This is a genomic window from Pseudoalteromonas sp. Ld19 (assembly GCF_045064135.1).
GTDB classification, from domain to species: domain Bacteria; phylum Pseudomonadota; class Gammaproteobacteria; order Enterobacterales; family Alteromonadaceae; genus Pseudoalteromonas; species Pseudoalteromonas aliena.
This window is the reverse complement of the sequence record NZ_JBISHA010000024.1, coordinates 86,130-107,384: the sequence shown is the minus strand read 5'-3', so window position 1 is coordinate 107,384 and position 21,255 is coordinate 86,130. Positions and strand designations below refer to the sequence as shown.

Annotated in this window: 23 protein-coding genes; 16 read left to right on the top strand and 7 right to left on the bottom strand. The window is 40.7% G+C overall.

What is annotated here, in order from left to right; all coding sequences use genetic code 11:
- Window positions 1–224: 224 nt before the first annotated feature.
- Complete coding sequence (gene plsB, locus ACJJVZ_RS19285; RefSeq protein ID WP_193155023.1) at window positions 225–2,663, bottom strand: glycerol-3-phosphate 1-O-acyltransferase PlsB; 2,439 nt, start codon at window positions 2,661–2,663, stop codon at window positions 225–227.
- A 402-nt stretch (window positions 2,664–3,065) separates the two neighbouring features.
- Here plsB and rpsJ point away from each other — a divergent pair, with 402 nt between their 5' ends.
- The 11 genes from rpsJ to rpsQ are packed head-to-tail and all read left to right on the top strand — an operon-like array spanning window position 3,066 to window position 8,029.
- Entirely contained in the window at window positions 3,066–3,377 is a 312-nt protein-coding gene (rpsJ, locus tag ACJJVZ_RS19280; RefSeq protein WP_002957900.1) for a 30S ribosomal protein S10, read from the top strand.
- Window positions 3,378–3,404: 27 nt separating this feature from the next.
- On the top strand, window positions 3,405–4,040 hold the full coding sequence (gene rplC / locus ACJJVZ_RS19275; protein ID WP_002957898.1) for a 50S ribosomal protein L3: 636 nt from the start codon (window positions 3,405–3,407) through the stop codon (window positions 4,038–4,040).
- Window positions 4,041–4,057: 17 nt separating this feature from the next.
- Window positions 4,058–4,663, top strand: a complete 606-nt coding sequence (gene rplD, locus ACJJVZ_RS19270) for a 50S ribosomal protein L4 (RefSeq protein WP_077536677.1) — start codon at window positions 4,058–4,060, stop codon at window positions 4,661–4,663.
- Entirely contained in the window at window positions 4,660–4,962 is a 303-nt protein-coding gene (gene rplW / locus ACJJVZ_RS19265; RefSeq protein ID WP_077536678.1) for a 50S ribosomal protein L23, read from the top strand. The genes rplD and rplW overlap by 4 nt, the downstream gene beginning before the upstream one ends.
- Window positions 4,963–4,977: 15 nt before the next feature.
- A complete protein-coding gene (gene rplB, locus ACJJVZ_RS19260; RefSeq protein WP_007376192.1) occupies window positions 4,978–5,802 on the top strand; it encodes a 50S ribosomal protein L2 in 825 nt (274 codons plus the stop codon).
- Between the two features lie 15 nt (window positions 5,803–5,817).
- The gene (rpsS, locus tag ACJJVZ_RS19255) at window positions 5,818–6,096 is read left to right on the top strand and encodes a 30S ribosomal protein S19 (RefSeq protein ID WP_004588689.1); all 279 of its coding nucleotides are present in this window, start codon (window positions 5,818–5,820) and stop codon (window positions 6,094–6,096) included.
- A gap of 13 nt (window positions 6,097–6,109) precedes the next feature.
- Window positions 6,110–6,442 (top strand): 50S ribosomal protein L22, encoded by a 333-nt coding sequence (gene rplV, locus ACJJVZ_RS19250; RefSeq protein WP_002957892.1) that lies wholly within the window; start codon window positions 6,110–6,112, stop codon window positions 6,440–6,442.
- A gap of 11 nt (window positions 6,443–6,453) precedes the next feature.
- Window positions 6,454–7,155 carry a 30S ribosomal protein S3 gene (rpsC, locus tag ACJJVZ_RS19245; protein WP_006791356.1) on the top strand — a complete coding sequence of 234 codons (702 nt, stop codon included), beginning with the start codon at window positions 6,454–6,456 and terminating at the stop codon, window positions 7,153–7,155.
- Window positions 7,156–7,167: 12 nt separating this feature from the next.
- Complete coding sequence (rplP, locus tag ACJJVZ_RS19240) at window positions 7,168–7,581, top strand: 50S ribosomal protein L16 (RefSeq protein WP_002957890.1); 414 nt, start codon at window positions 7,168–7,170, stop codon at window positions 7,579–7,581.
- Window positions 7,581–7,772, top strand: a complete 192-nt coding sequence (gene rpmC / locus ACJJVZ_RS19235; protein WP_002957889.1) for a 50S ribosomal protein L29 — start codon at window positions 7,581–7,583, stop codon at window positions 7,770–7,772. Before rplP ends, rpmC begins: the two co-directional genes overlap by 1 nt.
- On the top strand, window positions 7,772–8,029 hold the full coding sequence (rpsQ, locus tag ACJJVZ_RS19230; RefSeq protein WP_002957888.1) for a 30S ribosomal protein S17: 258 nt from the start codon (window positions 7,772–7,774) through the stop codon (window positions 8,027–8,029). The genes rpmC and rpsQ overlap by 1 nt, the downstream gene beginning before the upstream one ends.
- Before the next feature lie 568 nt (window positions 8,030–8,597).
- Here the strand turns inward: rpsQ and ACJJVZ_RS19225 are convergent.
- Entirely contained in the window at window positions 8,598–9,134 is a 537-nt protein-coding gene (locus ACJJVZ_RS19225) for a helix-turn-helix domain-containing protein (RefSeq protein WP_405602829.1), read from the bottom strand.
- Window positions 9,135–9,318: 184 nt separating this feature from the next.
- Here ACJJVZ_RS19225 and ACJJVZ_RS19220 point away from each other — a divergent pair, with 184 nt between their 5' ends.
- Entirely contained in the window at window positions 9,319–9,783 is a 465-nt protein-coding gene (locus ACJJVZ_RS19220; protein ID WP_273049991.1) for a hypothetical protein, read from the top strand.
- 35 nt (window positions 9,784–9,818) lie between these two features.
- Here ACJJVZ_RS19220 and ACJJVZ_RS19215 read toward each other — a convergent pair whose 3' ends face one another.
- A complete protein-coding gene (locus ACJJVZ_RS19215; protein ID WP_405602826.1) occupies window positions 9,819–11,435 on the bottom strand; it encodes an endonuclease in 1,617 nt (538 codons plus the stop codon).
- 304 nt (window positions 11,436–11,739) lie between these two features.
- On the opposite strand from ACJJVZ_RS19215, the gene ACJJVZ_RS19210 reads away from it, so the two are divergent.
- The 4 genes from ACJJVZ_RS19210 to ACJJVZ_RS19195 all read left to right on the top strand — a co-directional run bounded on the left by ACJJVZ_RS19210 (window position 11,740) and on the right by ACJJVZ_RS19195 (window position 16,792).
- Complete coding sequence (locus tag ACJJVZ_RS19210) at window positions 11,740–13,554, top strand: assimilatory sulfite reductase (NADPH) flavoprotein subunit (protein WP_405602823.1); 1,815 nt, start codon at window positions 11,740–11,742, stop codon at window positions 13,552–13,554.
- Window positions 13,555–13,615: 61 nt separating this feature from the next.
- Complete coding sequence (cysI, locus tag ACJJVZ_RS19205; RefSeq protein ID WP_405602820.1) at window positions 13,616–15,313, top strand: assimilatory sulfite reductase (NADPH) hemoprotein subunit; 1,698 nt, start codon at window positions 13,616–13,618, stop codon at window positions 15,311–15,313.
- Window positions 15,314–15,356: 43 nt separating this feature from the next.
- Window positions 15,357–16,097 (top strand): phosphoadenylyl-sulfate reductase, encoded by a 741-nt coding sequence (locus tag ACJJVZ_RS19200; RefSeq protein WP_077536684.1) that lies wholly within the window; start codon window positions 15,357–15,359, stop codon window positions 16,095–16,097.
- Window positions 16,098–16,243: 146 nt separating this feature from the next.
- Window positions 16,244–16,792 (top strand): DUF4124 domain-containing protein, encoded by a 549-nt coding sequence (locus tag ACJJVZ_RS19195; protein WP_138585690.1) that lies wholly within the window; start codon window positions 16,244–16,246, stop codon window positions 16,790–16,792.
- Here the strand turns inward: ACJJVZ_RS19195 and ACJJVZ_RS19190 are convergent, their stop codons facing one another.
- The 4 genes from ACJJVZ_RS19190 to ACJJVZ_RS19175 all read right to left on the bottom strand — a co-directional run bounded on the left by ACJJVZ_RS19190 (window position 16,793) and on the right by ACJJVZ_RS19175 (window position 21,051).
- Window positions 16,793–17,047 carry a hypothetical protein gene (locus ACJJVZ_RS19190; RefSeq protein ID WP_138585689.1) on the bottom strand — a complete coding sequence of 85 codons (255 nt, stop codon included), beginning with the start codon at window positions 17,045–17,047 and terminating at the stop codon, window positions 16,793–16,795. It lies immediately after the preceding gene.
- A gap of 137 nt (window positions 17,048–17,184) precedes the next feature.
- Window positions 17,185–19,929 carry an aconitate hydratase AcnA gene (acnA, locus tag ACJJVZ_RS19185; protein ID WP_405602815.1) on the bottom strand — a complete coding sequence of 915 codons (2,745 nt, stop codon included), beginning with the start codon at window positions 19,927–19,929 and terminating at the stop codon, window positions 17,185–17,187.
- A 205-nt stretch (window positions 19,930–20,134) separates the two neighbouring features.
- Entirely contained in the window at window positions 20,135–20,569 is a 435-nt protein-coding gene (locus ACJJVZ_RS19180) for a hypothetical protein (RefSeq protein ID WP_405602813.1), read from the bottom strand.
- Window positions 20,570–20,667: 98 nt separating this feature from the next.
- A complete protein-coding gene (locus ACJJVZ_RS19175) occupies window positions 20,668–21,051 on the bottom strand; it encodes an RNA-binding S4 domain-containing protein (protein WP_193155015.1) in 384 nt (127 codons plus the stop codon).
- Window positions 21,052–21,255 lie beyond the last annotated feature (204 nt).

The following is a 21,255-nucleotide window of genomic DNA, read 5'->3' as shown; positions in this document are numbered from 1 at the left end:
ATCCCTGTAAGAATAAGTAAAAATCGATCAACACAGAGTTAATCGTCCCTAGATCGAGCTCAAAGGGCAGCGCATGTTTGGCATTTATGCTGCGTTATCGCCTATTTATGTGGAATGACACTCCATAGGCTCTGCCTTGCCCAAATACCAAACAGTCTGCTGCAAAGTTAATCACGACAGGTCAACACGGCCTAGTGCTAACCCCATCAATAGAGATATAGTCCTCAATTAGACTGACTTTGCACTATATCGCTAATTGACTGCCAGACCCGTGCTGGCAGTAATGCCTTAAGATGTGTATAAGTTTTACACAGCTGTGTACTACCTATTAAACCTTTATCGCATTCAGTGATTAATGATTGCTCGCGTAAATTATCAATAAAGCTAACCAGTACTTTTTTGTCAAAAAATTCAGGTGTTTTAATGCCATGCAGTGTACCTAGGCGCTGTGCTAATACTTGGCTTTCTCGTTCAAGTTCATCTTTGGCAATGGCATCATTTGTTTGAATAAATCCAATTACAATAGCGTAACGCTGCAAAGTAAAGCTTAGTGCTCTTCCTAGCATTTCAAGTTTGGCTAAACAATCGTTGCTATTTGTAATGTGGATATTGTCGCCATCAAACTCAATTAAGTTTTGATCTGCAAAGTTTGCCAAAATACGTGTTACGTAGTTTTCATCAAGTGGTTGCAAATACCACTCTTTAGCAAACAGCGGATAAAACGTTTTTACTAGCTCTTGGCACTGTTGAATAGTTGTTGTGTGCTGCTTGAATAGATGTAGCGCAATTAGGCTTGGTACAGCAAATAAGTGCAAAATATTATTTCGGTAGTAATTAAATAATACTTTTTCTTTATCACTAATTGTAATAATTTCACCAAATTCATCACTTATCACTTCAAACTTATTAAGCTTTAATGCATGTGTTAGTAGTTGCTCAGGTGTTTCATCAGGCGCTGTTACTTTATCGCTGTAGCTAGCGTCGCGTTGTAAGCGCAGGTAAAAATCAAGTTGTGCTAGGAGCTTTGGTTTACTTAATGCCTGTTTATCGTTAACCAGTAATATCATTGCCAGTAAGTTAACAGCATTAAGCGCCGCTGCATTATTAATTTTAACCATTACTTGATCGGCAAGTTTAGTAACTTGCGACCCTAGCCATTGTGGCTTTTGAACATCGGTTGGATGAATTGAATCGCGCCAATCTGGTTGATTATCATTTAAATATTGGTTAATTGAGATTGGATCGCCAAAGTTTAAATTACCACGCCCATAATTTTTAAGATTTTTAATTGCTTTAAAAATACCAAAAATAGACTCGCCTTTTTTATCTTTACCATCAAGCTCTTTAAGGTAGGTGTTAATTTCCATAACGTGTTCGTAGCCAATATACACAGGGACTATCGATATAGGGCGGTCTATTCCACGCAGCATTGCCTGTAAGGTCATTGATAGCATACCCGTTTTAGGTGGAAGTAAACGCCCAGTTCTGCTTCGCCCGCCTTCTGTATAAAACTTAACGGAGTAGCCTTTAATAAATAGCTGACTTAAATACTCTTTAAATATTGCCGAATAGAGCTTATTTCCTGCAAATGAGCGGCGAATAAAAAACGCTCCTGAGCGTCTAAAAATACCGCCGGCAGGGAAAAAGTTGAGATTGATACCCGCAGCTATGTGTGGTGGCACTAAGCCTAAATGATAAATTGAGTAGGTAAGCAGTAAGTAATCCATATGACTGCGGTGACACGGCATATAAATAATTTCATGCCCTTTGTTTGTTAACTCGTGAAGTTGCTCAGTATGTTTTATATCAATACCGTTATACAACTTGTTCCACAACCAAGTTAAAAACCTTTCCGCAACGCGTATCATTGCCTCAGAATAATTAGCAGCTATTTCATCAAGTAACTTGAGCGCATTTTGACGAGCTTGCTCTTGGCTAATGTTTTTTGACTTAGCTTCTTCCTGAATCGCTTTTTTTATTGTAGGTGAAGCAAGCAAAGAATTAAATAGTTGCTCGCGTGATGGCATTTTTGGGCCTGTGGCTGCTAATTTTTGGCGTTTAAAGTGGACCAAGGCGACACGTAATAACTTGTGTGGTAATTCACTCACATCTGCTTTTTCATTTACTAAGAGCGATAAGTCGAGAGGTTGGCTGAAGCGAATAAAATTATCACGGCCTGAAAATAACACCACAAAAAATTTTCTAAACCAACTTGGCGTCAATGAGTGGGTAATTAAGGTACGTACTCCTGGTTTTTCTTTGCCTGGATCGCGCCCCCATAAAATAGTGACAGGCACTACTTGCACGTTTTTCTGACCACTTTTTAATAAGTGGTCGATGATCTGTTTACCTTGAGCCAACGCACTAGTTGATTTAGCTTCATCACCAAAAAGTGGTGGTGGGTTTTTTATACCAATGAAGCGTTCTAAACTTTGATTACCTAACACTTGTTCATCAGTCGGGCTGGGGAGACCATGTTTTTTACAAACATGTGCCAATGCCGCTAGGTCAAATCTTGAATTTAAGCGCACTATATAAAATGTAGGGAACTCAGGGTTTAAATTGTACTGTTCAATAGGGTTCTCTGGTAGCACTTTGCTTTTTACAAATAGACGGCTAAACCCAGCAGATAGAACATTTAAACAATAATTAAAAATACGCATCGACTCACCATATTGAGAGTTTAAAGGCAAAATTAGCGCAATAGGATACCATAACATCCAAAAATCACTTAATTTACGCAATAGAAGTCGCTAACAGCATAGCTATTAGTTTAAGTATAGCTTGTAAGTGGTGATGGTCGTTTATTTGCTTAAATCAAGAATCATTATATTGCTTCTAAATAGTTGTTGCATTTATCACCAATACCTCTATAATACGCAGGCTTTCGAAATTCCCTAGGGAACTAGAGAGGATAAATTAAGCTTGGATTTCAAGCTAATAAACAGGAGTTCCGATTTGGAACTCAACGTAGATATAAATCAACAACCGGCATCTTATGTTTTTAAGATTGTTTCGGTCGTTTTTTTATGCTCTTTTAAATGCTCTTTATATTGAGGTTAAGAATGTCAAATCAACGCATTCGTATTCGCCTAAAAGCTTTTGACCACCGTTTGATTGACCAATCAACGGCAGAAATCGTGGAAACTGCGAAACGCACTGGCGCACAAGTACGTGGACCAATTCCACTACCTACACGCTTTGAACGTTTTACTGTACTAACTTCACCGCACGTTAATAAAGATGCGCGTGATCAGTACGAGATCCGCACCCATAAACGTCTGATTGACATCGTAGAACCAACTGACAAGACTGTTGACGCTCTTATGCGTTTAGATCTTGCTGCTGGTGTTGATGTTCAAATCAGCCTGGGTTAATCGAAAGATTAGAGAGGTTTTAGGAAAATGGCATTAGGTCTAGTCGGTCGTAAAGTGGGTATGACACGAATCTTCACTGAAGATGGTGTATCTATCCCTGTGACAGTTATTGAAGCGACACCTAACCGCATTGCTCAGATCAAATCTGACGCAACAGACGGTTATAACGCGCTTCAAGTAACCGCAGGCACTAAAAAAGCAAGTCGTGTAAACAAAGCTAAAGCGGGTCATTTCGCTAAAGCTGGTGTTGAAGCGGGTCGCGGTCTGTGGGAATTCCGCCTTAACGGTGGTGAAGGCGATTTTGAAGTAGGCGCAGAGCTTACTGTTGAATTATTCAACGAAATCAACAAGGTTGACGTAACCGGTACTTCTAAAGGTAAAGGTTTCCAAGGTGGTGTTAAGCGCTGGAATTTCAGCATGCAAGACGCTACACATGGTAACTCTCTATCTCACCGTGCTCCTGGTTCAATCGGTCAAAACCAATCACCTGGTAAGGTGTTTAAAGGTAAGAAAATGGCCGGTCATATGGGTGCTGAGCGTGTAACGACTCAAAACTTAGAACTAGTTCGCGTTGACGCTGAGCGTAATTTGCTTTTAGTTAAGGGTGCAGTACCTGGAGCTATTGGCGGTGACGTTATCGTTAAACCAGCTGTTAAAGCATAAGTCCTGGAGATTTAGTGATGGAATTAGCAATTAAAGACGCTTCTGGCGCTCTTGAAGTTTCTGAAGCTACTTTTGGACGTGAGTTTAACGAAGCATTAGTACACCAAGTAGTTGTTGCATACGCAGCAGGTGCTCGTCAAGGTACTCGTGCTCAGAAGACACGTTCTGAAGTAAGCGGTGGTGGTAAAAAACCATGGGCTCAAAAAGGTACTGGCCGTGCACGTGCCGGTACAATCCGTAGCCCAATTTGGCGTTCAGGTGGCGTTAGCTTTGCAGCTAAACCACAAGACCACAGCCAAAAAGTAAACCGTAAAATGTACCGTGGTGCGATTAAAAGCATCTTATCTGAATTAGTTCGTCAAGAGCGTTTAATCGTTGTTGAAAGTTTTGCTCTAGCAGCACCAAAAACTAAAGAACTAGTTGCTAAGCTTAAAGAACTTGAGCTTAAAGATGTTCTTATCGTGACTGAAGAAGTAGATGAAAATCTTTTCTTATCGGCACGTAACCTTTATAAGGTTGACACGCGTGATGTAGCTGGTATCGATCCTGTAAGCTTAATTGCTTTCGACAAGGTACTTATTACAGCCGCTGCTGTTAAGCAACTTGAGGAGGCGCTAGCATGATCCGCGAAGAACGTCTTTTAAAAGTGATCGTTGCTCCACATATCTCTGAAAAAAGCACAATTGCTGCTGAAGAAAACAATACTATTGTTTTTAAAGTATCAAATGACGCAACTAAAGCTGAAATTAAAGTAGCAGTTGAGAAGCTTTTTGAAGTAGAAGTAACGGGTGTTCGCACACTTAATGTTAAGGGTAAAACAAAACGTACTGGCGCACGTTTCGGTCGTCGTAACGACTGGAAAAAAGCTTACGTTACTCTTAAAGAAGGTAGTGAACTAGACTTTGTCGGCGGCGCCGAGTAATAAGGGGATAGAATTATGGCACTTCAAAAGTGTAAGCCTACTTCTGCGGGCCGTCGTCACCTAGTTAAAGTGGTTAACCCAGATCTACATAAGGGTAAGCCATACGCACCACTTTTAGAGAAAAACTCTAAATCAGGTGGTCGTAATAACAATGGTCGTATTACGGTTCGTCATATCGGTGGTGGTCATAAGCAACATTACCGTTTAATCGATTTTAAACGTACTAAAGATGGCATTCCAGCCACTGTTGAACGTTTAGAATACGATCCAAATCGTAGCGCAAACATCGCTCTTGTATTATATGCAGACGGTGAGCGTCGTTACATTATCGCACCTAAAGGCTTAAAAGCTGGCGATGCAATCCAGTCTGGTGTTGATGCACCAATCAAACCTGGTAATGCATTACCAATGCGTAATATGCCTGTAGGTTCGACTGTTCACAACGTAGAATTAAAACCAGGTAAAGGTGCTCAAATCGCACGTTCTGCTGGTGCATACGTTCAAATCCTTGCTCGTGATGGTCAGTATGTAACATTACGTCTTCGTTCAGGCGAAGTTCGTAAAGTTGAATCTGATTGTCGTGCGACTCTAGGTGAAGTAGGCAATGCTGAGCATATGCTTCGTTCACTTGGTAAAGCAGGTGCAAATCGCTGGCGTGGTATTCGTCCGACAGTTCGTGGTGTTGCCATGAACCCGGTAGATCACCCACACGGTGGTGGTGAAGGTCGTACATCTGGTGGTCGTCATCCTGTGTCTCCATGGGGTAAACCGACTAAGGGTGCGAAGACGCGTAAGAATAAGCGTACGGATAAATTTATAGTACGTCGTCGTACTAAGTAATATTGAGGAATAGCCATGCCACGCTCTCTCAAGAAGGGTCCTTTTATAGACCTACACTTGCTGAAGAAGGTAGAGAAAGCTTTGGAAAGCGGTGAGAAGAAGCCAATTAAAACTTGGAGCCGTCGTTCAATGATCATACCTAACATGATCGGATTGACCATTGCTGTCCATAATGGTCGCCAGCACGTACCAGTTTTCGTTTCTGACGAAATGATCGGTCACAAACTAGGTGAATTTGCACCAACTCGCACTTACCGTGGCCATGCTGCGGATAAGAAAGCGAAGAAACGTTAAGAGGGGAAGATAAATGCAAGCATTAGCTAAACATAAATTCGCCTCTGGTTCGGCGCAAAAAGCACGTCTAGTTGCAGATCAGATCCGCGGATTACCTGTCGATCGCGCACTAGAAATCCTGGCGTACAGCCCTAAAAAAGCGGCTGTATTAGTTAAGAAAGTACTTGAGTCTGCTATTGCTAACGCAGAGCATAACGAAGGTGCTGACATTGATGAGCTTCGTATAACTACGATCTTTGTGGACGATGGTCCTACAATGAAACGTATTATGCCTCGTGCTAAAGGACGCGCAGACCGCATCCTTAAGCGTACAAGCCATATCACTGTTATGGTTTCAGATAGCTAGGAGTATAAGTAATGGGACAAAAAGTTCATCCTACTGGTATTCGCCTAGGTATATCTAAACCTTGGGTTTCTACCTGGTACGCGAGTTCTAAAGATTTCTCTGATCAGCTTTTTGGCGATCACAAAGTTCGTGCATTCCTTACTAAGGAATTAAAAACGGCTTCTGTGTCTAAAATCGTTATTGAGCGTCCAGCAAAATCAATCCGCGTAACAATTCACACGGCTCGTCCGGGTGTTGTTATCGGTAAAAAAGGCGAAGACGTAGAAAAATTACGTCAAGCGGTAACTAAAATCGCTGGTGTACCTGCTCAGATTAATATCTCTGAAGTACGTAAACCAGAACTAGATGCACAACTAGTAGCAGACGGCATTGCCTCTCAACTAGAACGTCGTGTTATGTTCCGTCGCGCTATGAAGCGTTCGGTACAAAATGCAATGCGCATCGGTTCTAAAGGGATTAAAGTTGAAGTTAGCGGTCGTCTTGGCGGCGCTGAAATCGCACGTTCAGAATGGTATCGTGAAGGTCGTGTACCTCTACATACTCTTCGTGCTGATATCGATTACGCAACTTCTGAAGCCTTAACCACTTATGGTATCATTGGTGTTAAAGTTTGGATTTTCAAAGGCGAAGTTATTGGTGGTTTACCACTAGTACAAGAGCAAGAAAAACCAGCTAAACGCGCACCAAAGAAAGCCAAGAAAAGTGCTAAGTAGAGGTAGCGAGTAATGTTACAGCCAAAACGTACAAAATTCCGTAAAATGCACAAAGGCCGCAACCGCGGTTTAGCGCAAAACGGTAACAAAGTAAGCTTCGGTACTTTCGGATTGAAAGCTACTGGCCGTGGCCGCATGACTGCTCGTCAAATCGAAGCAGCTCGTCGTGCTATGACGCGTCACGTGAAACGTCAAGGTAAAATCTGGATTCGTGTCTTCCCTGACAAACCGATTACAGAAAAACCTCTTGAAGTTCGTATGGGTAAAGGTAAAGGTTCTGTTGAATATTGGGTTGCTGAAATTCAGCCTGGTAAAGTACTTTACGAAATGGAAGGTGTTTCAGAAGAGCTTGCTCGTGAAGCATTCGACCTTGCTGCTCGTAAACTGCCATTCAAAACAACTTTCGTAACTCGGACGGTAATGTGATGAAAGCTAGCGAACTAAAAGACAAAAGCGTAGAAGAGCTTAATGCTGAACTTCTAGGACTACTTCGTGAGCAATTTAATATGCGCATGCAAGCTAGCACTGGTCAGTTAGCTCAGACACACACGCTAAGAACAGTACGCCGCGATATCGCGCGTGTAAAAACAGTTATTAACCAGAAGGCAGGTCAATAATGAGCGATAAAATTCGTACTCTTCAAGGCCGTGTAATCAGCGACAAGATGGAAAAATCTTTCACTATCGCTATCGCACGTTATGTGAAGCACCCAATTTATGGGAAATTCATTAAACGTACGACTAAGTTACACGTACATGACGAAAATAACACAGCAAAAGCGGGTGACGTAGTTACTATCCGTGAATGCGCACCAATTTCTAAGAATAAATCTTGGACTTTAGTAGACGTTATTTCTAGTCCAAAACAAGCTTAATTTTTTAATTAAGTTAGTTTTGTAAAAAAGCCTCAGCATTAGCTGGGGCTTTTTTGTATTAGAAAGTTGAGTTTAATAAATTAATACTTAACCTGAACTCTGGTTAAGATATTTACCAGGGCGTGTTGACCTTTGTGGATTGACCTTTGTGGATTGAAATTTGTTCAATCTAGGGGCGATTTAATCGCGGCGCGAGGTTTGTAACCTAGTGGGCTAAGTAAAAACTGAGCAACAAAGAGTTAATCGTCCCTATAAAGAACCCAAAGGGCAGCGCATGTTTGGCATTTATACTGCGTTATCGCCTATTTATGGGGAATAACCACACTACATAGGCTCTGCCTTGCCTAAATACCAAACAGTCTGCTGCAAAATTAATCACGAAAGGTCAACACGCCCTAATATATTGAGTCATAATGATATTTTAATTTATTTTTCTCTAGCCAGAGACCTTTAGTGAAAACAAGGCTAATTTACGTATCAATAGCGGGCCTATTGTAAGTAAGTGCAACGTTAGTTAGCGCTGAAAATAGCTGCTTGAGATAGGTTTATTATCCAGAGTTCAGGTTACTTACTTTTCTTTTTGATGTAATGGCTTTATTCGTCGTACACTCATTAATATTCCAATAAATATGAAGACGGCTGAAGACACACATAAAATACGATTTTCTATTCGACTAACATCACGCTGCCCTATAATTTCGTAAATTACATCGCCTTCAATATATTTTTCACCTTTATAAATTTCAGTAATATTGATTGCCCAAAAACCTTGGTTTTTAGCTTGGTAAGTGAAGAAGGTTTCAGGGAAAAAAATATTAAGCATCGCGCAAAGGTAGATTAGTATACCGATAATAATAAAAAGAATGCCGCCCCATTTTAATTTTTTAGTAAGGTTTGCTGTTTTTTCTTGATTAGGAACGAAGTGTTCAATCGAAACATGATAGCAAACAATTAACTTTTCAATAACATCGGATGAAGGAATGGATTGTCCGTTTTCGAGTTTAGACAAGTAAGATTGCTGAATGCCAATTTCCTTAGCCGCAAAAGCTTGTGTCCATTTTTTGTTTGCTCTAAGGCGTTTTAATTCCATTCCTAACGATGACATGTTTCCATACCTAAATAATTTACTGACCCGTTTATTATCGCTAAAAATGGCCTATTTAAATAGCCTATAGTGTTATATTCATGGCTATGAATAAAAAGAATATTATGAATATTAGTAAGTTATATGTTAATCGAGGTTTTTTTAGTTATGCTAAGCGGACTAATTAATAAAGGAATGTTACAAAATGAAAATATATTTTTACCAAACTGCCATGTTTATAAGCTTGTTATTTTTATCACACACGAGTTTAGCTGAGCCCGTGTTTGCAATTAAAGCAACTATTTATAAATTACAAAATAACATCACGATAGATAGTAAAATAGATGAAACCTTGAAGCAGCTAAAACCGAGCCATCAACCTCAGCTATTGGCCAGTTTAAATGAAAGTGCATTAATAGAAATAGGCGATGAAGCGCAGTTAACCGCCCTTGAGGTCAAAACCAATGAAGACGGCAGCTACTTTAATGCAACGATGAAGTTAAAAGAAAAAGTGGATGGGCAGTGGGAGTCAATTACCTCGTTTATGCCTCATATTCCTGACGGGCAAACGGTGTATTTTAGCCGTACATTTAAAGACAGTGTTTGGTTGATAAAGTTAACAGGGAAGCGCTATGAGTCTATCGTATTGGGTCAGGAGAGTTTTGAGTAGCCTCAGCAAATGCTGAGGCTTTATTGATTAAACTATTACCAAATCATCTCTACAAATTCAGGGTGATCGATATATGGGTTACGATTGCCTTGAAATTCAAATGCGGCTTGGTTGCGATCTAATTCCATTTGGCTAACAGGGTCACTGTTGTGCCATTTTAGCAGCATAGCAACAACCCAGCTTTCAAATACTTGATTGTTTGAGCCGTTAAGTACTGCATCGCTTGAAGTTGTTTTAGTTTGCCAAGAGCCAATAATATTTGCGTAGCGCGTTGCCATATAAAAATAAGCACGTGCAAAGTCACCTTTAAATTCATCAATAGGCTCAAATACAGTGCCTGAGTAGTTTAATGAACTAGCGGCAGAACCTAATTTACTACCGTTAGTTGATGTAAATGAAGCGCTTGCTACTTCACCAAATGGGAAGTTGCTACGCTTTGAATTTACATAGCCGTCAGTTGCGTAAATATGATGAACATCAGAGTTCATCGGTTCAACTTTTCCACCAAACCAACTTTTAGGGAACGAATGTTCTCGGTTGTAACAATCCGCCTCACTATTATATGCGCCGCACTGATTTGTAACGGCTGCGTAGCTATAGCTGTCAGCACCGTTCGGTTTCTCGCTGTACATATCTAAAATACTATTATCGTTTTCAAAATATTTATCACGTGCTGATGAGTCGTAAAAATTCCAGATAGCTGAATAACCCTGTGCATTATGATCTTTGATAATATTGTAAAGTTCAGTTTTTAAGGCATAGCCAGTTAGGCCTTGTGCAGTTACATAATAGCCTGTCGGTGTTGGTGTTGTGCCACCGCCTGTATCACCTAGCTCAAATGCTGTGCTGTCTGTGTTGCTAAAGCTTGCACCGCTGGCGATAGTTTTCTGAGCGTGTACTAATGCATAGCTACCATTACCTAATGAGCAACACATACCATCGCCATAGCTATCACTAATTACAAGTGTATAAGCACCATCGGCTAAACATATTTTTTCATTGTATTGCGTGTTTGATGCGTAACCACTGCCGTTGGCAATTGCTCTACCTTGGTTATTATTAACAGCCCAGCTTGTTTCGCTGCCGTAATTGTCGGTATTAAGTGTCAGGGTCAGGCTATTGTCAGAGCAGCTTGGTGATGCGCCGCCGTCGCTATTAGGTAAAAAATTATCTATGTATACAGTTTCATTCCCATCGAACCCGCTTACATCATAGAAACGTAAACCCACATTAATCGTTTTGCTACTGCTTGCTGTGTAGCTATGGCTAATTGTTTGCCATTGATTTGTTTGCGCTTCGTTTGAGTAACCTTGGTAGCCATCTATATATAAGCGCGCTTTAACTTTACCTTCTGTATGGTAAACATCAGCCGAAAAATTGTAGGTTTTACCTGTCTCTACAGTAATTTGCTGCAATAAGTCGGTGTTACTTTGTGAGCCCGTTGTTACATTGATAGCGGCAGAGCGATGACCATTTTTAACTGTACTGGTAGAAGGCGATAAGCTAATACCGTTATCTATTGTCGTCCATGATGCAGGTGTATTGCCTGACCATTGCTCAAAACCGCCGTTAGTTACATTGGCCATTACCGGAAGTGAGCCAAGTAATAGTGCCGTGCTCAGTAGTTTATTTTTGTATGTCCCGTGTGACATGGGTATTCCTATTTTTTATTTTGAATGTGGAATATACCTTATATTAGTTTGGTTACAAAATTGTTAATTTAAAATCCGATAAAAGACAATAATGTCTTTTTAATCTGTTTTTGAAGGTATTTTTATAAATTAATAACTAAATGGAATATCAAAGCAGATTCTATTCTTTTTTTATCTATGCTGAGCCCGTTATCCTACAGACTCATAAAACCTCAGCAGATATTCTCTGGATGAGGTAAAACTCATTGTTAACAATGCAAAAAGTGTATTGTGATTAATTTTCAGGGTTATGGGGAATCGATTCATGTTGTTAGGTCAACTAAATGCTGCGGCCAGCCCGCTATCGCAAGAGCAAGTACAAAAGCTGCAAGGTTTAGTGGCTGAACTTAATCCAATTCAACAAGCGTGGGTAAGTGGTTACTTAGCTGCAAATGCTAATTCGGCTGTGTTAGTTGCGCCAACTGCAGGCACATCGGCTGCGAGTGATGCTGCAGCGCTAACCATTTTATATGGTTCGCAAACAGGTAACGCAAAAGGCGTGGCAACCAAGATGAAAGAGCAGGCTGAATCACGAGGCCTAGTAGTTAAATTGGTTAGCATGTCGGATTACAAGCCAACAGCCCTGAAAAAAGAAAAATTCTTAACTGTTGTTGTATCTACTTACGGTGAAGGTGAGCCACCTGAAGACGGCGAAACATTACATGAATTTTTAGCAACTAAAAAAGCGCCAAAGCTAGACGATGTGAAAATAGCCGTTATTGGGTTAGGTGATTCAAGCTATGAATTTTTCTGCCAAACGGCAAAAGACTTTGAAGAGCGCTTAAATAAACTCGGTGCAAAAACTATATATCAACGTGCTGATTTAGATGTAGATTACGAAGATGAAGCCGCAACGTGGATCTCGGGCGCACTTGATGCCTTTGAGCCCGGCCTAAAAGCACAACAAGGCGCAACGGCGGGCCAAGCTGGCATAATGCCTTTTGGTGCATCTACCGCTGCTTCAAGCCAGTACACAAAGCAAAACCCATTTGCAGCAGAGCTTTTAACAGTACAAAAAATTACCGGTCGCGACTCCACTAAAGACGTGCGCCACGTTGAAATTTCGCTTGAAGGCTCAGACATTACGTACACACCAGGTGATTCATTAGGTGTGTACTTTTTAAATGACGACGTATTAGTTGATGAAGTATTAGAGCTTACTCAAGTTGATGGCGCAAGTATTGTAAAGGTCGGTAATGAAGAGCTAAGCGTACGCAGCGCACTTATTGAAAAACTAGAGCTGACCCAGTCATATCCAGGTTTTGTAGAAAAATACGCAACAGCAACAGGTACGCCTGAATTATTAAAGCTTGTGGAAGATAAAGCGGCAATGCGTGCGTATATTGAACCTCGCCAGATATTTGATGTAATTCGCCAAAATCCAGCAAAAATTGATGCGCAAACATTAGTAGATTGCCTACGTAAGCTGCAAGCTCGTTTGTACTCAATTGCATCTAGCCAAGCAGAGGTTGAAGACGAAGTGCATTTAACTCTAGGCTTAGTTGAGTTTGATGCATTTGATAGCGAGCATTTAGGTGGTTGTACTGGTTACTTAACTCGCCGTGCTGAAGAAGGCTGTAAAGTTAAAGTATTTAGTGAACATAACGATAATTTCCGCCTACCTACTAACGATGATACACCGGTGATCATGGTTGGCCCAGGAACGGGTATTGCGCCGTTCCGTGCATTTTTACAAGAACGTGATTCGCGTGAAGCACAAGGCAAAAACTGGTTGTTTTTTGGTAACCCACATTTTACTCAAGATTTTTTATACCAAGTAGAAATACAGGGTTATTTAAAATCCGGCCTACTTAACAAGGTAGATGTTGCATTTAGCCGCGATCAGGCTGAAAAAATATATGTGCAAGATAAGTTACGCAGTAACAGTAAAGACGTGTTTGAATGGCTAGAAGCGGGTGCTCATTTTTATATTTGTGGCGATGCAAATCGCATGGCAAAAGATGTACACAATGCTTTGGTTGATATCATTAAAGAAAATACGGGCAAGAACAACGAAAATGCAGAGCAATATTTAAAAGATTTACGTAGCGCAAACCGCTATCAGAAAGACGTGTATTAATCACGTTTCTTATTTTATTTAACAGCTAACGGCCGTCACTGTAACAAATTTAGGATTTAAAATGAGCGAACAAGATAAAAACGTAAAACTTTCTGATAACGAACGTTTGAAAAGAGAAAGTAACTTTTTACGTGGCACAATAGCCGAAGATTTAAAAGATGAAATTACCGGTGGCTTTACTGCCGATAATTTTCAGTTAATTCGTTTTCATGGCATGTACCAACAAGATGACCGCGATATACGTGGTGAGCGTGCTAAGCAAAAGCTAGAGCCGCTACATAATGTAATGTTACGTGCGCGTATGCCTGGCGGTATTATTAAGCCAGAGCAGTGGCTAGCAATCGATAAGTTTGCAGATGACAAAACAAGCTACGGCAGTATTCGTTTAACAACGCGTCAAACGTTTCAGTTTCATGGTGTGCTAAAGCCTAATATTAAAGGCATGCACCAAATGCTTGATAGCGTAGGTATAGACTCTATTGCTACAGCGGGTGACGTTAACCGTAATGTGCTTTGTACTACTAACCCCGTTGAGTCTGAGTTACATCAAGAAGCTTACGACTGGGCTGCAAAAATTTCTGAGCATTTATTACCAAAAACGAAAGCGTATGCCGAAATTTGGTTAAATGGCGAAAAAGCAGAAACCACAGAAGAGCCAATTTTAGGGTCTAATTACTTACCGCGTAAATTTAAAACAACGGTAACTATTCCACCTAACAACGAAGTTGATGTGCATGCGAATGACTTAAACTTTGTGGCAATTGCTGATAACGGCAAGCTTGTTGGTTTTAACGTATTAGTGGGCGGTGGCCTTGCCATGACGCACGGCGATACAGCAACTTATCCGCGTAAGGCTGATGACTTTGGCTTTATTACGCTAGAAGATACCTTAAAAATTGCAGAGCATGTTGTATCTGTGCAGCGCGATTGGGGTAATCGTTCAAACCGTAAAAATGCAAAAACTAAATACACATTAGACCGTGTTGGCGTTGATGTATTTAAAGCCGAAGTAGAAAAACGCTCAGGCGTTACGTTTGCACCAAGCCGCCCATTTAAGTTTACTCATCGTGGCGATCGTATTGGTTGGGTTGAAGGCATTGATGGTAAGCACCACTTAACGCTATTTATCCAAAGTGGTCGTATTTTAGACTACCCAGGCAAGCCGCTTAAAACTGGTTGTCGTAAAATCGCTGAGGTTCACCAAGGTGATATGCGTATGACGGCAAACCAAAACTTAATTATTGCTGGCGTACCTGCAGATCAAAAAGCCGTGATTGAAGAAATTGCCCGTAGCCATGGCCTAATTGATGACAAAGATTCGCAGCAACGTAAAAACTCTATGGCGTGTGTTTCACTGCCAACGTGCCCACTTGCAATGGCCGAAGCAGAGCGTTACTTACCAAGCCTAGTAGAAAAAACTGAAGCATTACTTGCTAAGCACGGTATACCAGATGACAGCATTATTATGCGCGTTGTAGGTTGCCCGAACGGTTGTGGCCGCGCAATGCTTGCAGAAGCTGGTTTAGTGGGTAAAGGCCCAGGTAAGTACAACGTTTACCTAGGTGGTAATTTAGAAGGCACACGTATTCCTAAGTTGTACCTTGAGAATGTAGGCGAAGATGTTTACCTAGACGCATTCGATAAGCTAATTGGCCAATGGGCAAGCGAGCGCAATGACGGTGAGTGTTTTGGTGACTTTGTGATCCGTAAAGGCATAGTCGCTGAAGTAAAAGTATCAGTAACCGATTTTCACGCTTAATTAAATACCAGCGCTTTGGCGCTGGTGAGGTTTGGAATTTACCATGAGTGAATTTAAAAACATTTTACAGTTAGATAAACAAAGCCAGACGGCTATGTTAGCTGATGCTAATGGTTTACTAGCGAATATGAGCGCAGAACAGCGCGTTGCATGGGCGCTTGATAACTTGCCAGATACGGCTTTTTTATCATCTAGCTTTGGTATTCAAGCGGCAGTTATGCTGCATTTAATGACCTCACAGCGTCCTGATATTCCCGTTGTGTTAACCGATACAGGTTATTTATTTCCTGAAACCTATCAGTTTATTGAACAAATGAGTGAGCGTTTATCACTGAACTTAAAAGTGTATAAAGCGCAGCTTAGCCCTGCATGGCAGGAGGCTAAATTTGGTAAGTTATGGGAGCAAGGCGAAGACGGCATTAAGCAATACAATCAGCTGAATAAAGTGGAGCCGATGACCCGTGCGTTAAAAGAGATTGAGGCAGGTACGTGGTTTAGTGGCCTACGACGCGATCAATCATCTACCCGCGCTGATAAGCAATTTGTAGAAATTAGCCGTGGCACAGTCAAAGTGTACCCGATAATAGAATGGTCTAATCGCGACGTATATCAGTACCTGACTAAGCACGATTTACCTTATCACCCGTTATGGGAGCAAGGTTATGTGTCGATGGGAGATGTACACACTACGCGTAAATTAGAGCCGGGTATGACTGAGGAAGAAACCCGTTTCTTTGGCTTAAATCGTGAGTGTGGGTTACACATTGATGGCGATGGCATTTAACACGGCGCACGTGTAGCTAAATCGTAATTGAAAAACGCAGCATAGGCTGCGTTTTTATTATCTTTAATTAAGGTACAAAAAATTGCCTAATTAGATAATTTTTATTAGACTCATTAGAATAAAGGATTAATTAAAGCAGGAACGCTATGAAATACTTTACCTACTTAGCCATATCAATCATGGTTATTGCTGTCATCTCTTTGTTTTATTTAAAAAAACCTGATGGTCAAACATGGCTTTCTGCATCATTAATTAGCAATGAATCTCAGCAGGTTAAAGAAAAGGTGATTTCGTTATCGAGTAATGCGTTAGATCAGGCTGTGCAAGGCGTAAAGCAAGCCGGGGATCAAATCGTAAATCGCATTTCTGATGAGCCAGCTGCTGCAAATGCAACCTCAAACGGTAAAATTTTTAAATGGCAAGACGAAACAGGCCAATGGCATTTTTCTGATACGCCAAACCCCCACGCAAAAAGCATTGAAGTAACGCTCGACCCTAAAGACGTTACTATTATTGCCGCAGAAGATACCTCTATTTTAAATCGTATACCAAAAACGTTAAATACTTCTAGTGAGCAAGTGATACCCAGTGTTTTTAACCCTGATTCAATTAAAAAGTTATTTCAAGACACTGAAAATGTAAAACAAAAGCTAGAAAAGCGTAATAAAGAAATCAATAATTTAAGCGCGCTTTAATTATTTAGAGCGAGTGCTTTTATGGTTTTTTAAATAATGTTTTTCGGCTTCCATTAACAGTATGGTTAAATATATTTTAGTGGGAAGTGACAGCAGTACGCCTACGGCAATACATGCCGCAGCTATAATTATTCCTTGAATGCCATGATCTACAGTGACATACCTCGACACAATCAAAGTGTGGCCCGTTACAATAAGGCACAAGCCAAGCACAATTGATATTTTAAGCAGCCTAATTATCATTGTTTGCGACATAGTTACCTCACTAAGAGTTGCCTTAGTGTAGGCACGCTTTAAATGCTTAGCATTGATTTAAGACAACAAACAGCACACATAAAAAAGCCCAGCTTATTACTAAGCTGGGCTTTTAAATGTATTAACTACTGTCTTTGTTAGTCGAGCATATTACGCAGTACGTATTGTAAAATACCGCCGTGTTTGTAGTAATCCCACTCTTTAGGGGTATCAATACGTACATCGGCGCTAAAGCTTACTTTTTTATCTTCGGCATTTGTAGCAATAACGGTTACTTCATCGGTTTTATCATATAAGCCTTCAATATCAAATTGCTCTTGGCCCGTTAACCCTAGCGACTCATATCTTTCGCCATCTTTAAATTGCAGAGGTAACACACCCATGCCAATTAAGTTAGAGCGATGAATGCGCTCGTAGCTTTGTGCTACAACCGCTTTAACGCCTAGTAAAAGTGATCCTTTGGCCGCCCAGTCACGAGATGAACCCGTACCGTATTCTTTACCCGCTAAAATAATGAGAGGCGTATTATTTTTTTGGTACTCCATAGCTGCATCGTAAATGCTTGCTAAATCGTTTTCTGGTTGTGTACGTGTTACACCGCCCTCAGTACCCGGGGCAAGTAAGTTTTTAAGGCGAACATTAGCAAACGTACCACGCATCATCACTTCATGATTACCTCGACGCGAACCGTACGAGTTAAACTGCGCTTTATCTACGCCTTTTTCTTGCAAGTATAAGCCTGCTGGCGCATCTGCTTTAATAGCCCCAGCTGGAGAAATATGGTCAGTAGTCACTGAATCCCCAAGTTTAGCCAAACAGCGTGCACCTTGAATAGTTGGAATACCCGGTGGATCAACTTTCATGCCATCAAAAAAAGGCGCCTTTTTAATATAGGTTGAGTCATCGTCCCAATCATAAAGCTTGCCATCCGGTATTTGAATTTGCTGCCAGCGGCTATCGCCTTCGTAAACGTTAGCATAGCTTTTTTCAAACATTTCTCTGGTTACGGTTTCTTTAACTAGGTCGCTGACTTCTTTAACACTTGGCCAAATATTTTTAAGGTAAATATCGTTCCCGTTAGCATCTTGCGCGAGGGGCTCGTTGTATACGTCGATATCGGTTCTACCGGCAATAGCGTAAGCAACTACTAGCGGAGGGGACGCTAAAAAGTTCATTTTAACATCTTGGTGAATACGCCCTTCAAAATTACGATTACCCGATAAAATAGAGCTAACCACTAATTTATGTTTTTGAATCGCATCTGATATTTCGGTTGCAAGCGGTCCTGAGTTACCTATACAGGTTGTACAGCCATAACCGACTAAGTTAAAGCCTAGACTTTCTAGGTCATCCATCAAGTCCGCTTTTTCTAGATAATCAGTAACTACTTTAGAGCCTGGAGCAAGTGATGTTTTAACCCAAGGTTTTACATTAATGCCTAATTGCTTTGCTTTTTTAGCAACAAGGCCAGCAGCTAAAATTACACTTGGATTAGAGGTGTTGGTACAGCTGGTAATCGCGGCAATAACACAAGCGCCATCGTTTAGCTCAAACTCTTGGCCTTTAAATTTAACTTTAGCGGCGCCCATAAACTGCGCCTCATCAATGGGTTCATCGGGGTTTGTTGTTGGGCCTTCACTTTCAATACGAGCTTGTTCTTTATCACTTTTATCTCGACGGGCCATGCGCTCGTTTTGAAAGCTTTTTAAATGTTCGCCAATAATCTCGCCCGCTTTATTGAGAGCGATTCTGTCTTGTGGACGTGTAGGGCCTGCAAGGCTTGGTACAACGTCATCTAATTTAAGCTCAAGTGTGTCGGTATAATTAGCTTCGTCGCCGTCATTACGCCATAAACCTTGATGTTTAGCGTAATCTTCAATTACTTTTAGGTGTTTTTCGTCACGATTTGTTAAGCGTAAATAATTAATGGTTTCATCATCAATCGGGAAAATACCACAAGTAGCACCGTACTCTGGTGCCATATTCGCTATGGTTGCTCTATCGGCAAGCGGTAGGTCGGCAAGGCCATCACCGTAAAACTCTACAAATTTACCCACTACGCCATGATTGCGCAGTATCTCGGTTATAGTTAATACCAAATCGGTTGCAGTCGTGCCTTCAGGTAGTCGGCCGCTAAGCTTCATACCCACAACCTGCGGAATGAGTAAACTTATTGGCTGACCAAGCATAGCGGCTTCGGCTTCAATGCCGCCTACACCCCAACCAAGCACACCTAAGCCATTTATCATGGTGGTGTGCGAGTCTGTGCCTACAAGTGTGTCTGGGTAAGCGTATTTTTTGCCATCGCGATCTTCATTAAAAACAACGCGCGCTAGATACTCTAAATTTACTTGATGAACAATACCCGTAGCTGGTGGCACTACTTTTAAATTATCAAAAGCGGTTTGTCCCCAACGTAAAAATTCGTAACGTTCTTTATTTCGGTCGTATTCAAGTTTTGCATTTAAATCAAATGCACCCTCATTACCGTAACCATCTACTTGTACCGAATGGTCAATCACAAGTTCTGCCGGTGATAACGGATTTATTTTTGCAGGATCCCCACCGAGTTTTTCCATTGCGTCACGCATGGCGGCTAAATCAACAATAGCGGGTACGCCAGTAAAATCTTGCATAACAACGCGGGCGGGCGTAAAGGCAACTTCAGATGCAGGCTTTGCTTGAGGATCCCAATTAAGAAGGGCTTGAATATCTTGTTCTTTAATATTTGCGCCATCTTCGTTACGAAGTAGGTTTTCAAGTAATACTTTTAAAGAAAAGGGCAATCGTTTCGCTTTGTCGCCAAGTCCTTTTAGAGAATGAATATGATATTGCTCACCATTTATTGTGAGCTGATGTTGGGTATCGAAACTATTATTCATTATTTGCCCCTTTATGAATTATAAAAATATTTTGAAGAGTGACCTCTGTAGTACTTGAATTGCAAAGTGCATACCAATGTAAAAAGTCGTCTTTAGAGAACGAATTTTATACCGTTATTATAGTAGAGGTGATGCTGAAAAATTTAATTTCAAGAGATGATTTAAAAGACGAGGTAAGGTCAAAAGTTATTTTGACCTTTATTAATTACTGTAACCAACCTTGTTGCTTAGCTTTAATACTTAAATAAAGTAGAGCAATGGCAATTATGATTACAAAAACAGGCATAAATACAGCACTTGCGCAAAGCAGCTCAATACTGTTTATCACTACAAAGTTATAGTACTGTTGTAGTAAAATAGCACCGAGCGACAGTGCAAAAGTAGGTGTTGCCAGCGCGTTTTTAGTAAGTAGAAACAGACAACCCAAAGTGCTTCCAAGTACAGCTATAGCAAAGGCAATAGTTGACCAAATAGGAACATTAGAGTAGGCAGCTTGTTGATCTAGCGGAAGTCTACCTATCATTTCGGGTGTCATCATCATGTGCATAGCAAATGCAATAACGCCAAGTAAGTTCCATACAAGTGCCGCCCATACAGCGGGTTTAAACCAGGTGGCTGTGGCTGGTGTGTTTTTTGACATATTATTACCTTGTTTTTATTATTAGCTAGGTAATTAAAGAGCAAAAAGGCCAACTATACAAGGTGGCCTTTTTATATAAAAAGAGGTTTTTTAAATACTTAACCAAATGAAATAGGACGACGACCTGTTTTATCGTCAACTTTAGGCTTTTTAGTGCGCTTACGCTTAGCTTTAGCTGGCTGATTTGTTGGTTGTGGTGCAGCTTGCTTTGATTCTGCTTGAGTTTGTGCCGCAGATTTTTCTGCAGGGACAGCGCCTTCACTTAGGGACAGTTTAAAAAACTCACCATCAAATTCTAATACATCACCACTGTATAATTTTTTCCGTTTTATTGTACAAATTTCATGGTTAACACCCACATAGCCTTCGGTAATTAGGTTTTTAGCTTGGCCGCCACCTTCAACTAAGTTTAGTACTTTTAATAATTTGCAGAGCTCAATGGGCTCTTCTTCTAATTCTATTTCTATGTATTCTTCGTTCATATTTGATCTCGGTGGGGGAACGCACAAGCTTTAGTATAAAGGCTCGCAGCGACTTTTGCACCAAAGCAAATAACTTTAGCTCAGTGCTATGAATAAATAGCGATGAAAGTTTTTATGTGTTTTTTCTGTCTTTAAAAAAACTGCAGCAATTGAAGAGTAAGCTTTGCTGCAATTAATTTTACGCGTGGCTCGCTAATTGCTAAA